Source organism: Corynebacterium glucuronolyticum DSM 44120 (assembly GCF_030440595.1).
GTDB classification, from domain to species: domain Bacteria; phylum Actinomycetota; class Actinomycetes; order Mycobacteriales; family Mycobacteriaceae; genus Corynebacterium; species Corynebacterium glucuronolyticum.
In genome coordinates, this window is record NZ_CP047452.1 from 1,269,000 (window position 1) to 1,284,197 (window position 15,198).

At 55.8% G+C, this 15,198-nt stretch carries 9 protein-coding genes; 5 read left to right on the top strand and 4 right to left on the bottom strand.

Annotated features, from left to right (window positions below):
- Positions 1-769: 769 nt before the first annotated feature.
- Positions 770-2,404: a peptide MFS transporter gene (locus tag CGLUCO_RS05795; RefSeq protein WP_005392386.1), complete on the bottom strand. Its 1,635-nt coding sequence runs from the start codon at positions 2,402-2,404 to the stop codon at positions 770-772.
- Between the two features lie 632 nt (positions 2,405-3,036).
- Here CGLUCO_RS05795 and uvrB point away from each other — a divergent pair.
- Both uvrB and CGLUCO_RS05805 read left to right on the top strand, forming a co-directional pair.
- Positions 3,037-5,130, top strand: a complete 2,094-nt coding sequence (gene uvrB / locus CGLUCO_RS05800; protein ID WP_005392387.1) for an excinuclease ABC subunit UvrB — start codon at positions 3,037-3,039, stop codon at positions 5,128-5,130.
- A gap of 64 nt (positions 5,131-5,194) precedes the next feature.
- A complete protein-coding gene (locus tag CGLUCO_RS05805; RefSeq protein ID WP_005392388.1) occupies positions 5,195-5,635 on the top strand; it encodes a universal stress protein in 441 nt (146 codons plus the stop codon).
- 263 nt (positions 5,636-5,898) lie between these two features.
- On the opposite strand, the gene CGLUCO_RS05810 is transcribed toward CGLUCO_RS05805, so the two are convergent.
- The gene (locus tag CGLUCO_RS05810) at positions 5,899-8,163 is read right to left on the bottom strand and encodes a HelD family protein (protein ID WP_084036139.1); all 2,265 of its coding nucleotides are present in this window, start codon (positions 8,161-8,163) and stop codon (positions 5,899-5,901) included.
- Positions 8,164-8,770: 607 nt separating this feature from the next.
- Between CGLUCO_RS05810 and CGLUCO_RS05815 the strand changes: the two genes are divergently transcribed.
- Together CGLUCO_RS05815 and CGLUCO_RS05820 are read left to right on the top strand one after the other, a co-directional pair.
- The gene (locus tag CGLUCO_RS05815; RefSeq protein ID WP_232621852.1) at positions 8,771-9,364 is read left to right on the top strand and encodes a TetR/AcrR family transcriptional regulator; all 594 of its coding nucleotides are present in this window, start codon (positions 8,771-8,773) and stop codon (positions 9,362-9,364) included.
- Positions 9,339-10,079, top strand: coding sequence for a CPBP family intramembrane glutamic endopeptidase (locus tag CGLUCO_RS05820; RefSeq protein WP_084036141.1), 741 nt, complete (start codon positions 9,339-9,341; stop codon positions 10,077-10,079). The genes CGLUCO_RS05815 and CGLUCO_RS05820 overlap by 26 nt, the downstream gene beginning before the upstream one ends.
- Positions 10,080-10,294: 215 nt before the next feature.
- Here CGLUCO_RS05820 and CGLUCO_RS05825 read toward each other — a convergent pair whose 3' ends face one another.
- Positions 10,295-11,218: a DoxX family protein gene (locus CGLUCO_RS05825; protein WP_005392394.1), complete on the bottom strand. Its 924-nt coding sequence runs from the start codon at positions 11,216-11,218 to the stop codon at positions 10,295-10,297.
- A 67-nt stretch (positions 11,219-11,285) separates the two neighbouring features.
- Entirely contained in the window at positions 11,286-11,882 is a 597-nt protein-coding gene (locus CGLUCO_RS05830; protein ID WP_005396195.1) for an MBL fold metallo-hydrolase, read from the bottom strand.
- 399 nt (positions 11,883-12,281) lie between these two features.
- Between CGLUCO_RS05830 and uvrA the strand changes: the two genes are divergently transcribed.
- A complete protein-coding gene (uvrA, locus tag CGLUCO_RS05835) occupies positions 12,282-15,140 on the top strand; it encodes an excinuclease ABC subunit UvrA (RefSeq protein ID WP_005392398.1) in 2,859 nt (952 codons plus the stop codon).
- Positions 15,141-15,198: the final 58 nt, after the last annotated feature.

Sequence of the window (15,198 nt, forward strand, 5' to 3'; positions counted from 1 at the left end):
AGCGGGAAGAAATATTAATGGCTGACGAGCCATTATCCGGTTGGCACGGTGCTGCTGACGCAGTGGGGATACTCCAGGGTGCCACAGGTACTAGAAGTCCCGCAGAAAGAGCGGTAGTAGCAAGTACAGAAGCGATGCGAGGTCGATGCTGACGAGTCATGGATTAAACTTTAACGAATCCAGTTTGTTGCGCAAGTGGTTTGCACCAAAGTTTTGTCACTGGACAGGGGACAAGCGGATTCCATGTGGTCATCGACCTCGCCAGAGATTGTTGAAGCGTACTTCTGCGTTCGACCTCCGTGTGGGAACCCACATTGAGGGTAGCAATTCGTCGTTTTCCGGCAAGGCGGGTAAGCGGGCGACATTCCCGTCTCTCTTGCAGTCGGCATGACCAACTGGAAGATGTACAGAGTAGTGATGGAATAGCCGAGGGATCCGCCCCCACAGATAGTCGGGAAGAGCATTGGCGTTGTTGTTTGCCGAGGTAACCCATGCATCTGGCGTGACAGCCCGTGAACCTGACGGGGACAGCCTGCGCACCTAAAGCGCGATAGTTGGGATGCCTCGGATCCTGTTCCCTCGCGATGACTAGGCGGATGCGCAGGAGCGTACTCGCTGCGTGAACGCACGTGCACCGTCTGTTGTAGACGTCGGGCGGAGGAGCTGTACCCCACAAAGGGGAGGGCCCTCGAGTCCGAGAACTCGAGAGTCCAATTAGTGGGGGTGGGGCATCCGAACCCTCGCCACGGCGAAGAGGTGGTGTACCGCATTACTTCTGGGTGGTCTGCACTGTCGTAGATCCAGGTGCTGCCTCAGCGTCACCGTGCTCCTGTGGCTCGAGGTGATCGACATCTTCCATATGCCGCTGTGTCCACGGAGAGATAAGGAACAAACCGAGCGCAACAACGAGGGTGACTCCGCCGACACCGTAGTAGAACACGACATCGCCAAGCTCGGAGGTGCGTTCAATAACGACAGCCGCTAGACCCTGGCCACACGCAGCTGCAAGTAGCCAGAGGGTCATTGTCTGAGACGCGAACTTCACCGGGGCGAGCTTGGTTGCGCTAGACAGCCCGATTGGATTCATCATCACCTCGGCGACGGTCTGAACGGCAAACACAGCAACGAGGAACCACCAGGGGGAGAGCCCGCCGGTGCCGCCGGGCCATTGGCTAAAGCCAAAGCCCATGAGAAGTGCAGAGAGTCCGATGATGAAAACCGACAGGGCAAATTTCTGTGGAGTGTTGGGGAAGTGGCCCTGCGTCTTGGCAAAGATCCAGCCAAGGATGGGAGCAAAGATGAGGACAAAAATCGGGTTGAACATCTGGTACTGCTCTGGAGTGAGCGTAAACAGGGAACCGATGGATCCGTCCGTATTGTCCTTGGCGAAGGTGGCCATTTTTCCGGCTGCTTGCTCGAAAATCATCACGAAGAGAACCTGGCCGACCCAGAGGGGAATAAACGCCATGAGATGCCCACGTTCGTGGACGGTAACCTGGGGAGACCTAAACATCGTAAAGAAATAGAAAAGGCTCGTGCCCACCGCGAACAGGAAGAGGGAGTACGCAATCCCGGAGGTAACCTCACCGAAGACGGCAGTGCACAGCCCGACCAGCGCCAGGAAACCTATGGCTACCGCGATAGCTCCCAAGCCTAGCTTTCGACCTTCGCCCTTGCGCATAGGGTAGGGAATGTTGAATGCGAACTCACGAAGCTTGCCTCGCCCGTACACGAAGGCGACGAGTGCGAATGCCATGCCGATCGCGGCGGCGATGAAACCTACGTGGTAGCCGTAACGATCCTTGAGAAAACCGGTAATGAGAGGGGCGAAGAGGGAACCGATATTGATCGACATGTAGAAGAAGAGGAACCCTTGGTCGCGCCTGGGATCGCCTTCCTCGTAGAGTCCGCCCACGACGGTGGAGAGATTGGGCTTGATGAGGCCGGTGCCAATTGCGATGAGGACCAGGCCAACCCAGGATGTAGGAACTGTGGGGATCGCTAGGACGAGGTGGCCACCCATAATGACTGCACCACCAGATAGTGTTGAAAGCCATGGCCCTAACAGTCGGTCGGCAAGGATGCCGCCGGGAATGGTCATGAGGAGAACGCCAGCACCGTAGGAGGCCATGACCACCTGGCCCGCATTGTCTGTAAGCCCCATGCCGCCGTTGGCGATGGTATCCGTGAGGAAGTACACGAGGATGGCTCGCATGCCGAACCATGAAAATCGTTCCCACATTTCAACCTGTAGCATCCAGGGGAGTCCACCTGGGTGACCGAGGAACGCCTTGTCCTCACGTGGGGGACCGGTTACGAGATTTTTGGGCTTGTACAGAGACTTTTTCGAAGCGACACCTGCGACCCCGACGAGGTCTGCATCTGATGTGTCTGCAGCCATCATTTACCTTTCTGGAATAATGCCGCCTCGGTCGGCGGCTCTTGGCCGGGCGTGGATGGCCCTGCCAACGTGGTGTGTGATGTAAAGCACACAGCTGGAAGTTTTTGACTTATCGCATAATGGATGTCACGGCGTAATTTTAGCGCGTGTCCACAAATGTTGAACAGGCTGGTTATACCTTGAGCCATTCGCGCAGGTACGCCTCGGAAACGAAAAATGCTATAAGTTTGTGTTCACTTCCGCACACCTATGTAACCATCACGTGGTTTTCGTTTGCCGTAGCGCCAGGGTTTTACTCACTTCCTCATCTTTCTGTCATCCTTACATTTCCCTATTCATCCATACTCGACTATTGCACTGACTATTGCATTTATCGCATATGGGTGCCGCGGCCGGGATTCACGTTTCGGACCGGAGCGCAGCAGTCTTCTCAAGGCTTTACGACGATTCGGCTACCAGTTCTCTTCCGTTCGTTTTGGCACTGCGTTGTAATGACTCAAGTGGCACTAGTCATGGTGGTATCGCCTGCGGTCTGCTACAGGTGGGGGCGGTCGGCGGCGGTGCTTGTGCGGTGCCTACGAAGAGCGGGTGGTTGGCTCGCGCCCGCGATTTTGGCATCACCGTAGACTGTACGTATGGCATTTCCTATGGAACACCCTGTTTTACCGCATTCTGATTTCCGTCCTGTGGAGGAGGTCGAGCGCCGTGAGGGAACCTTTGAGGTTATCTCTGAGTACGAGCCTGCGGGTGACCAGCCGAAAGCGATTAAGGAGCTGACGGAGCGAATCCAGCGCGGTGAAAAAGACATCGTGCTCATGGGTGCGACAGGCACAGGTAAGTCTGCTACGGCTGCCTGGCTGATTGAGCAGGTGCAGCGGCCGACACTGGTCATGGCACCGAACAAGACCTTGGCAGCGCAGCTTGCCAACGAGCTGCGCCAGCTGCTGCCGAATAACGCGGTAGAGTACTTCGTCTCGTACTACGACTATTACCAGCCAGAGGCGTATATCGCGCAGACGGACACATACATCGAGAAGGATTCTTCCATCAACGAGGATGTGGAGCGTCTTCGCCACTCGGCTACGTCTGCGCTCCTGTCACGACGAGATGTTGTCGTGGTGAGTTCCGTATCGTGTATTTACGGTCTGGGGACCCCGCAGTCCTACCTTGATCGATCTCTAAAAATTGAGGTAGGGGAGGAGATCGACCGAGACCGTTTTCTCCGCCTGCTTGTCGATATCCAATATGAGCGCAACGATTATGACCTGAAGCGTGGTGCATTCCGTGTCAAGGGGGACACAGTGGACATCATCCCTGCCTACGAGGAGGTTGCTGTCCGTGTTGAGTTCTTTGGCGACGAGGTTGACCAGCTCTATTACATCCATCCGCTGACAGGCGAGATTATCCGCAACGTCGATGTCCTTCGTATCTTCCCGGCGACGCACTACATCGCCTCAGAGGGGCGTGTGGAGAAGGCGATTGAGCAAATCCGGGAGGAGCTGGAGGAGCGGATTACATCCTTCGAAAACCGCGGCAAGCTGCTTGAAGCCCAACGTTTGCGCATGCGCACGGAGTATGACCTTGAAATGATCGAGGAAATGGGATTCTGCTCCGGTATCGAGAACTATTCGAGGCACATGGATGGCCGTGAGGCGGGCGATCCGCCGCCGACGCTGATTGATTACTTCCCGGAAGACTTTCTCACGATTATCGACGAGTCTCACGTCACTGTCCCGCAGATCGGTGGCATGTATGAGGGGGATGCGTCCCGCAAACGTAACCTCGTCGAGTTTGGCTTCCGCCTTCCCTCCGCCCTAGATAACCGCCCGCTGACGTGGGAGGAGTTCGAGGAACGCAAGGGGCAGACAGTGTACATGTCAGCTACTCCGGGCGATTATGAGCTTGCCGCGGCCGGCGGCGAGTTCGTTGAACAGGTCATTCGTCCGACTGGCCTCGTCGACCCGAAAATTGTGGTTAAGCCCACCAAGGGACAGATCGATGATCTCATCCATGAGATCCGGGTGCGCGCTGAGAAGAAAGAGCGCGTTCTTGTCACCACGTTGACCAAGAAGATGGCGGAGGATCTCACTGAGTACCTGCAGGAAAATGGAGTGCGGGTTCGCTACATGCACTCAGATGTGGATACCCTGCAGCGTGTTGAGTTGCTGCGCAAACTGCGCCTTGGAGAGTACGACGTTCTCGTTGGCATTAACCTGCTGCGCGAGGGGCTCGACTTGCCCGAAGTCTCGCTGGTGTCCATCCTCGACGCCGATAAGGAAGGGTTCCTTCGGTCCACGAAATCCCTCATTCAGACAATCGGGCGTGCGGCCCGCAACGTCTCGGGCGAGGTGCACATGTACGCCGATTCGATTACGGACTCCATGCAGCAGGCAATCGATGAGACAGAGCGTCGCCGTGAGATGCAGATTGCATATAACAAGGAACACGGTATTGACCCGCAACCCCTGCGTAAGAAAATCGCCGACATTCTGGATCTCGTCTATGAAGATGCCGAAGAAGGGGAGACACCCAGCGCAGATGCTGTTGTAGCGAAAGATTACGACGTGTCTACGATGGCGCAGGATGAGGTAGAAAAGTTGATCAAGGATCTCCGCGCACAGATGGGGGCAGCAGCCCGGGAGCTGAATTTCGAGCTTGCAGCCAGGTTGCGCGATGAGATCGTGAGCCTAGAAAAGGAGCTAAGGGGGCTAAAGGAAGCAGGCATTTAGTCAACCATGTAGTCTGGAATGCAGGCAATTAAACCAAATTTGTGGAAGATTCGGAAGGTACAGAATGTCCGCTTATAAGAGCATCGTTGTGGGAACTGACGGTTCAAAGTCTTCACTGCTCGCAGTGAAGCGCGCTGCACAGATCGCAGCATCCTTCGATGCAAAGCTGATCATCGGCTGCGCGTACTACGAGAATGAAGAGCAGGCTACCAAGACTCTGCGCAAGGATTCCGTGACCGTTTTGGGTGACGATCCGGCGCTCAAGAATCTTGAGACTGCTCGCGCAACCGCCGAGGAGGTCGGTGCCTCCAACATTGAGACCGCCATTAAGCCCGGCACCCCAGTTGAGGCTCTTATGGCGATCGTTCACGAGAACGAAGCAGATCTGCTCGTTGTAGGTAACCGTGGCATCAACTCCCTGACCGGTCGTCTGCTGGGTTCTGTGCCCGCAGACGTCGCCCGCCAGTCCGAGTGCGACGTCATGATCGTCCACACCGTTCAGTAAGACACGAACGGATCTTTGCTAGCGCTCCGAGCTGCATCCGCAGAAATGAGGGCTACCTCTGATATTGGTAGCTCTAATATTCGGAGGGGGCGTGCATAGCTGTCACCCGCCGACCTACTTCTTGGTCGGCGGGTTTCGTGTTTCTCGCGCAAACCAGCTCACCAGTGGGGCGGAACCCCACCAATAGGGAGCGTGGTTTATGCTCACCGGTGGGTAGCACGCTTGCCTGGGGAGTAGAGCGCTTACTGGAGGAGTGGCCTGGCTTACCGGAGGTCAACGTTGCACCTCGGATGCCGGCGAGTAAAGCGCTGCTCGCCGATAATCGTGAGGGTCTGGGTGGCGCGGGTAGCGGCCACGTAGAGATCCTGCAGTCCTTGGGGAGAATTCTCGATGATGGCGCTCGGCTCCACGAGGATCACATGGTCAAACTCGAGTCCCTTGATGTCGTGGACATTGTCCGAGTCGATGATCTGTACGAGGCGTCCATCCGCGAACTCGGACGCAACCTGTTCGGGATCGGTTCCTGAGGGGAGGAACCGAACAGGCTCACCGGAAGAACGAATTGCCCGTGCAGGGTCTTGCTCGGGGTCGATGCTCTCCAGGAGGGCGTTTGCATATTCCATGATCTCTGCCGGGGTACGGTAGTTGACCGTCAGGCGGTGGAGGGTGAAACGCTTGTCGACGAACGGTTGCAAGCTTTCTTCCCAACTTTCCACGCCGGCTGGGGCCGAGGTCTGCGCGGTATCGCCGACAAGGGTCATCCACCGGTTAGGAGAACGACGCATAATCATCCGCCACTCCATCGGGGTGAGTTCCTGTGCCTCATCAACGACGACATGGCCGTATGCCCACGTGTAATCTTCGGCGGCGCGCTCAACTGTTGTGCGGTTGTCCGTCTCCTGCTGGCGGCGGGCGAGTTGCTCCGCATCGATGACATCGTGCGCGGACAAAATTTCTGCTTCAAGCTCATCGTCAAGGTCCGTATTCTCCGAGGATTGCAGCACGTCGAGAGCTTCCTGTGCCTCCGCGAGTTGCTGCTGCCACTCCTTTTCTTCACGTTTCCGCTGTTCCTCCGGATCCGGTACCCCAATGCGGTGGGCAAGCTCGTCGACGAGAGCAGCATCGGAATCAGTCCAGGCGTACCCATCAGTGCGGAACAACCCGTCGTGTGTATCGTCGTCGTAGTCGCCAGCTACCTCATTGAGTACTGCTTCGTTGCTGAGCATTTCGGCAAGTACATCCTCGGGCGAAAGTTCCGGCCACAATGAGTCAGCAACAGACATGAACTGTGGATCCTCGAGCAGCTCGTCCGTGAGCTCTGCTGTGTCGGCTGCTGAGAGTAAGTTTTCTCCCCCGAGAGGATCAGAGCCGATAATTTCGGTGAGCCTATTTGCGGTGAGTTCGGCCAACTGGTCAGCGAAAATGCCACGTGCTTCGTTGTGTGGCTTACGGGAACGTCGTGCGCGGGTACGAGACTTCTTCACCATCGCCGGAGTGATATCTACACGCACCCCGTCTAGCTGGATGGTGATTGACTCCTCAGGTACCACTTCGTAACGCTGCACTGCGGCAGCGAGGATGTGAACCATCTCCTCGCTTCCCTTAATTTCCCTTCCCAGGAGTGTCTCGGTGGCTACCGGGGTGAAGCCGGGGTACAAGGTGCCGACGGTACGGAGGACCACTCCCGTTTCGCCAAGCTCGGGCAGAACTCGAGAAATGTAGTCCAAGAAGGTGGTGTTGGGACCGAGGAGGAGGACACCTGTTTTAGCGAGCTGATCTCGCCATGTGTACAGCAGATAGGCGACTCGGTGCAGGGCAACTGCTGTCTTCCCCGTACCCGGTCCACCTTCCACGACCATGACACCGCGGGAAGGGTCGCGGATAATGGTGTCCTGTTCGCGCTGGATCGTCTCCACGATGTCGGACATGTAACCGGTGCGCGCACGATTGAGTGCTTCAAAAAGAGCTGATTCACCGGCAACAGTGTCGCTCGCTAGCTGATTAGCCGTGGGGTGGTCTGCTCGCGCGTCCTCGTTGAGTACCTCATCCGTGATGTCCGTAACCTCGCGAGACGACATCCGGATGTGGCGTCTAACGTGAACGCCCTCGGGCTGAGCTGTTGTAGCGAGATAGTACGGGCGTGCCGCCGGCGCGCGCCAATCCAGTAGGAGGGTGCGGTAATGGTCCTCGGGGGCATCGACACCCAATCGCCCGATGTACCGGCGATCCTGCTTGTCTTTACCGGGAACAGGGGTTTCGGGGTCGTTGTCATCGATGTCAATGCGACCAAAGACGAGTCCAACTTGCGCAAGATTCATGCGGTCGAGACGCTTGGCAAGTGTTGCTACCTCTACCTCACGTTGGACAAGGTCCTCGGCGAGGGGACTGTTGGTGTCGAGCTTCTTCACGGCGGATTCAAGCCGTGCCCTGGCCGTGTCAATGTCGCCGTCGATTCGCCGAAACAGTCCATCGACGTATTCCTGTTCGGCTGCGATCGAGTCATCAATGAGGCGATCATTGTCAGTCACGTGTGATTAACCTCCAGATGGTTGTCCAAAATTTCTGTACTGCTGCGTATGGACACGTATAACGTTAAGGGACCTAGAATACTCCACGTGCTGTCAGGCCAACAGGCAGTTGACGTTTTAGCAGGTTGCCTCCATGCGCGAAGCGTGTCCCACCGGTGGCGCGCATGCCGCCATCCAAAATTCTGTCTGAGGGCGCATGAACGAGTGATCAATGGGCGATTTCCGGGGCGCTGCGTCCTGCATGGGGGAGAAGATGTTGCGACCCAAAACTGCCAAAGGCAATGTGCGATCCTCACCCCAACTTTTCAACGCGTTCGTTATGGTGAACGCGCCACCATTGTTATTCATTCCCGCTCGAATAAATTCATGCCGGGAGAGACAAGCGAGACGGGAATGTGTTGTGCGATGTAACTCGGGGAACCGATGGTGGGTGACGCGAGAAGGGGGAGGGCGCAACGTGGGGAAAGAGAATATGAAGAGGGCTGTTAACGATGAAAAAGAAACACAGCTGACTATGTGCTGCGCCGGTAGCGCAACTGAAATTGCGCGTATAGACGTTCGTTCTATAATGGATGTTATGTAACGAGTGTTATGTAAGGGGATGAGCATGCCGCCAAAGCCTAAAGTAAAGCGGGAGGACATTCTCGATGCAGCCTTCGCGGTCGTGCGTGAGTCTGGCATAGAGCAGTTGAATGTGCGACGCATTGCCAGTGAATTGGGGTGCTCCACTCAGCCGGTCATGTACCACTTCCAAACCATGGACCTGCTCAAAGAAGCGGTGTACGAACGTGCCGACCAATTTCACACGGAATACCTGCTACGGCAACGAGGCGAAAGCGGATCGCCTTTCCTGTCCATCGGAATGAACCATATTCGCTTTGCAAGAGAAGAGGCGCCCCTATTCCGTTTCCTCTTCCAAAGTGCTTTTTCTCCGCATCAAAGTCTTAATGAAACATTTGACAGCGACGAGCTTGCCCCGTTGCTCTCCGCTCTGCAGACAGAGACCGCATTGGACATTCAGCAAGCGAAAACGGTGTTCATGAGCCTAGCCATGGTTACTCACGGGTATGCAAGCCTGCTTTCCAACCATCTGCTGGAATACAGAGAGGAATTTGTCACGTCTCAATTATCCAGCGTCTTTAATGGCGCAATATCTGTTGCCCAGGAGGGCCACAATGAAAAAACTGTACGACAAAAGTGAGTTGCTCTTCTCGCTCACCTGGATTGCGATCTACTGTGTCCTGCAATCCTTGGCCTTTTCTCTCAATGATACGGTTGGCATCAAATTCTCCTTCAGTGCTCTGTTTGCGGCAACCCAAACAATCATCCTGTATTTGTTTCTACGCAGGCATGGACTTTTCCAGCGTTACGGGATTCGCAGTCCGCAGTTGTCGGCGAAGCGCTTTGTCTTTTACATTCCGCTCCTCATTCTGATAAGCGGCGCCCTATGGAATGGTATTGGTCTTCGGTACACCGTCGTGGAAACTGGTTTCTACATCTGTCTTATGGCGTGCGTCGGTTTTCTTGAAGAATTGATTTTTCGTGGGTTCCTATTCAGAGCAATGGCGGAGGAAAGCTTGCGTCAGGCAATCGTTGTCTCCAGCGTCACATTTGGGATTGGGCACATCGTGAATAGCGTGAACGGAAGTGGCCAGTCACTAACGGTTACGTTGCTGCAAGTTGTTTTCGCCATCGCCGTTGGCTTTCTCTTTGTCACCATTGTCTACCGAGGTGGCAGTCTATGGCCGTGCATTATTACGCACCAGCTCATTAACATTTCTGAAGGCTTCACCGTCGAAGCTGACCTAACCCTCGGAAAGAATGTTCTTTACGTGCTCACACAGATGACGGTGATCATCGTTTATATCTTGATTCTCAATCGTACTTTGCCAAAGGGGCTGTTAATGCAGAGCTGAGGCAGGGCCGCCAGGGACGATGCCCCTGTGGTTTCCCATCCCGGCTGTGGGATCCGCGAGAGACCCGTCTGGGCTGTGGTGGTATCCCCGCTGTACTTTGCGTGTTGGGCTCTCGTGGTGAAGTGGTACTGGGGAGGACGTGAGCGGGACAGACGAAAAACATCCTGGGGCCGTTAACGGCCCCAGGATGCTTGGGTCTATCTTCTGCTCAGAGTTTAGCTCAGCTTCTCCAGCTTCTTGGAGAACTTCTTTTCTGCCTTGTTAGCGGCTTTTTCTGCCTGCTTGCTGAGCTTGTTGGCGCGCTTATCGGCTTTCTTAGCCAGCTTTTGAGCGGACTTCTTGCCGTTCTTGGCGGCTTCCTCGCCACGCTTTTGGGCCTCGTCGGCGGCCTCGGCGGCGCGCTTCTGGGCCTTGTCGGCGGCCTTCACCAGGCGCTTCTTAGCGATCTTGGCGTTCTTCTTTGCGGTGGAGAGCCAGTCGTCCTTGTTGTCCTCGACGTAGTCCGTGACATCGTTCCATGCGTCGGCAAGCTTCTCACCAGCGTTGGAGAAGAAACCAGCGGCGGCGGTACCTGCGACGGTAGCACCTTCCACGATGTTGTCGCGAGCGTTAGATGCGCCCTCTACGAGGTTGTCGCGGATTTCCTCCTGCTCGCTCTTGCCTGGGAGAGCTTGCTGGACGGCCTTGTTAGCGCGACGTCCGGCATCCTTTGCACGCCACGCGAGACCGGGCTTGCCCTCGGTGTCGAGGGAGGTAAGAACCAATCCGCCGAGGAGGGCAAGGTTGGTTAGCAGACCGTTCTTGCGCTGCTCCTTCTCCTGGTCGTCGTCCGTGTTCCAGAATGCGTTACGGGCGTAAATGGTGGGCACAGAGATGAGTGCCAGGGTGCTGGCGGCTAGGCGTGGAGCCTTACCGAGGGCGAGCAACGAACCGGCGCCGACGCGGGTACCGGCTGCGGCCTGGGTAACCATCGTGGCATCGGTGGGCACGTATCCCTTGTACTGAGAGGGGAGAACGGCACGGGCGCTGTCCAGCACGCTCTTGGTTCCCTCGACGTAATCCTCCGGCTTGCTCAGTGCTTTGACACCATCTGCAACATAGACTGCCGCAATCATGGGTCGGATAATCTTCCGGATCATGTGTTGTAACGCTCCTTCAAAAGTTCGTTCTCTAGTGCTCTGTTTTAGTGTACAGTAACCCGGTTAATCACCAGCCACGTTCTCGCCATTCACCGAGATGAGGTCGTTCTTCACCGAGCGTTGTGGGCTTTCCGTGGCCGGGGTGCACAATGGTTTCGTCCGGGTACTCATCAAAAAGCCTCTCCGTTACATCGGTAAGGAGCTGCTGAAACTCCGCTGGCGAATTGGTCTTTCCCACGCCACCGGGGAAGAGACTATCCCCGACGAAAAGGTGCTGCTTGCCGTCGATCTCGGCGAAAATTGCTGCGCCACCGGGGGTGTGGCCACGAAGAATTATGACGGGGAAGCGGTGCCCCTCAAACTCCAGAGTGTCGCCATGGTTGAGTTCGACATCCACAGGGCAGGGGAGAGCGGGCGCATCCAATGCTGACGCATAATGAGTAGCTCCCGTTTCGCGGAGCACCTCTTCCAGTGCACCGACGTGGTCGTGATGGCGGTGCGTGGTGAGCACTCCCGTGATGGTGCATCCAGCGGAAGTTGCGAGATCAAGAAGAGCCGGCGCATCGGCCGCGGCGTCGACAAGCAAACCGTGAGATCCCTCAACCAGGAGGTAGCAGTTGTTGTCCATGGAAGACACAGAAACGTGGTGCAAAGTCAAACTCATACTTTTAAGGATAGCCAAGCTTTGAGGAGTAAGTCGTCGGATAATAGCTCTTCGCGAGCGAACCGAGTGAGTAACCTCGAGTGACAAAGTGGCTCCAGCCTGATCCCTATAGAAGGGCAGGCGACGGGTGCTGGCGGAAGTAAATAGGACGACGGGTGCTGACAGACATAAACCGGGCGACGAGTGCTGATGGAAGAAAATAGGTAGACAAGTTTTGGCGGGAGGGAATAAGGGATGGAAGTAAGTATGAGATGACTGTGTGTGGGAATAAAAGTCATCCCGGGTCAGTTGAAGTAAACCGTGCTAGATTTAGCGAATGGCCCAGTTCGCTGGTATGTTCGAGACGGTATTGGCAGCTGAAAGCGCTGCCCGCTAGAGCGCAAAAAGGAGATCGTGTAAGTGGCTGATCGGTTGGTTGTCCGCGGGGCGAGAGAAAATAACCTGAAGGGTGTAAACGTGGATATCCCGCGTGATGAGCTCGTCGTCTTTACCGGTTTGTCCGGATCCGGCAAATCCTCGCTCGCTTTCGATACCATCTTTGCTGAGGGGCAACGCCGGTACGTTGAGAGCCTCTCCAGTTACGCACGTATGTTCCTGGGACAGATGGACAAGCCAGACGTGGACTTCATTGAGGGGCTTTCGCCTGCCGTGTCTATCGACCAGAAGTCCACGAACCGCAACCCGCGTTCAACCGTCGGTACAATCACAGAAATTTACGATTACCTGCGTCTTCTCTATTCGCGTGCGGGCACCGCCCATTGCCCCGAGTGTGACGCTCCGATTGCCAAACAGACTCCCCAGCAGATCGTCGACCAGATTCTGGAGCAACCGGAACGAGCGAAATTCCAGATTCTTGCGCCTGTGGTTAAGACCCGCAAGGGCGAGCACGTCGAGCTCTTCGAAAGTCTTGCCGCGCAAGGTTTTTCCCGCGTCATCGTCGATGGCGACATGCACCAGCTTTCCGATCCACCGAAGTTAAAGAAGCAGATTAAGCACGATATTGATGTCGTGGTCGATCGACTTCAGGTGAAAGAGTCCCAAAGGCAGCGCCTCACCGATTCTGTGGAACAAGCACTAGCGCTTGCCGACGGCGTTGTCGTCGCTGACTTTATCGATTCCGGAGAGCAGCTCACCTTCTCTGAGCAAATGGCCTGTCCCAACGGCCACCAACTCGATGTCGAAGACCTGGAACCGCGTGCTTTCTCCTTCAACTCACCGTACGGTGCGTGTCCGGCCTGCGACGGTCTGGGGTTTAAGCAAGAAGTTGATCTCGACCTTTTGGTTCCTAACCCTGATGCGCCGACAAATGAGGCGGTGCACCCGTGGAGTTCTTCGCCGAATAGCTCCTACTTCCGGGCATTGGTTAAAGGGCTGGGCGCAGCCCTCGGCTTCGATCCCGAGCAGCCGTACAGCGAGTTAACGAAGCAGCAGCAAAAGGCTCTCATTTTCGGCACCAAGGAAAAGGTGAGCGTTCGATACAAGAACCGATACGGACGGATGCGAAATTGGACGGCTCCGTTTGAAGGCGCTGCCAATTTTGTTCACCGAAAGATTGACCAGGCTGGGACAGAGAGCTCCAAGGATCGTCTCATGGCCTACATGCGTGAGGTTCCCTGCCCCACGTGTAAGGGGGCCAGACTACGCGACGAGATTCTCGCCGTGCGCCTTGCTTCTCATGAACATGGTGAGTGCTCCATTGCGGGGCTGACGGATCTATCCATTGATGATGCCCTGGACTTTATCCGCGATCTTGACCTCGGGGTGCGGGAGCGCAAGATTGCAGAGGCGATCCTCCGGGAGATCGATGCCCGGCTTAAGTTCCTCCAGGATGTCGGACTTAATTACCTCACGCTGTCTCGAGCTGCCGGGACCTTGTCCGGTGGTGAGGCCCAACGTATCCGCCTGGCTACCCAGATTGGGTCGGGATTAGCAGGTGTTCTGTACGTGCTGGATGAGCCGTCTATCGGCCTTCATCAGCGCGACAATCATCGCCTAATTGAGACACTGAAGCATCTGCGAGACATCGGCAACACCCTGATCGTCGTTGAGCACGACGAGGATACGATCAGAGAAGCCAACTACGTGGTGGATATCGGACCGCGGGCCGGTGTCCACGGTGGCGAGGTGGTGTACCAGGGCTCGCCAGAGGGGCTTTACGCTTGCGAGGAATCGCTGACCGGACAATATTTGTCTGGTAAAAAGATCCTCCCTGTTCCGGATGCGCGGCGCCCTGTGGACAAGCACAACATGATTAATGTTGTGAAGGCGTCCGAAAACAACCTGAGGGGAATCGACGTGTCTTTCCCTAAAGGTGTGCTGACCTGCGTCACGGGTGTGAGTGGTTCGGGTAAATCTACTCTGGTCAACCAGATTTTGGCGAAGACTCTTCAAAATAAGCTCAACAGGGCGCGCCAGGTTCCCGGGTACGTGAAAGATGTGACGGGGCTGGAGAACCTGGACAAACTTGTACAGGTAGATCAATCCCCGATTGGGCGCACACCCCGCTCGAACCCGGCTACGTACACCGGCGTTTTTGACAAGGTGCGCAAGTTGTTTGCCGAGACGAATGAGGCGAAGGTACGAGGCTACAAGCCTGGGCGTTTCTCGTTCAATGTCAAGGGTGGGCGTTGTGAAGCATGTCAAGGCGATGGCACCCTGAAAATTGAGATGAACTTTCTGCCCGACGTCTATGTTCCCTGTGAGGTGTGCCATGGCGCACGCTACAACCGGGAGACGTTGGAGGTGAAGTACAAGGGCAAGAACATTGCCGAAGTATTGGATATGCCGATTTCTGAGGCCACCGAGTTCTTCAAGAACATCTCCTCCATTCATCGCTACCTCAATACCCTTGATGAGGTGGGGCTTGGTTACGTCAAGCTCGGTCAAGCGGCAACAACGCTGTCCGGAGGTGAAGCTCAGCGCGTGAAGCTTGCCGCAGAACTGCAAAAGAGGTCGATGGGGCGCACAGTATATATCCTCGATGAACCGACGACAGGTTTGCATTTCGATGACATTTCCAAGCTCATGCTTGTGATTAACGGGCTTGTGGATAAGGGCAATACCGTCATCGTCATTGAACATAACCTCGATGTAATCAAGGCTGCAGACTGGATTATTGATATGGGGCCTGAAGGCGGTTCAGGTGGCGGTCGCGTCGTTGCGCAGGGAACACCTGAGGACGTAGCCAAGGTCAAAGGCTCTTATACCGGCATGTACCTCAAAGAGATGCTCGCGGGCACGGCAAAGGGGGCAAAGTAAGCGCACGTGCCTTTAAATTACCGCGTCATCCTGGACTAGGAGTCCCGTCGTGCCGGGC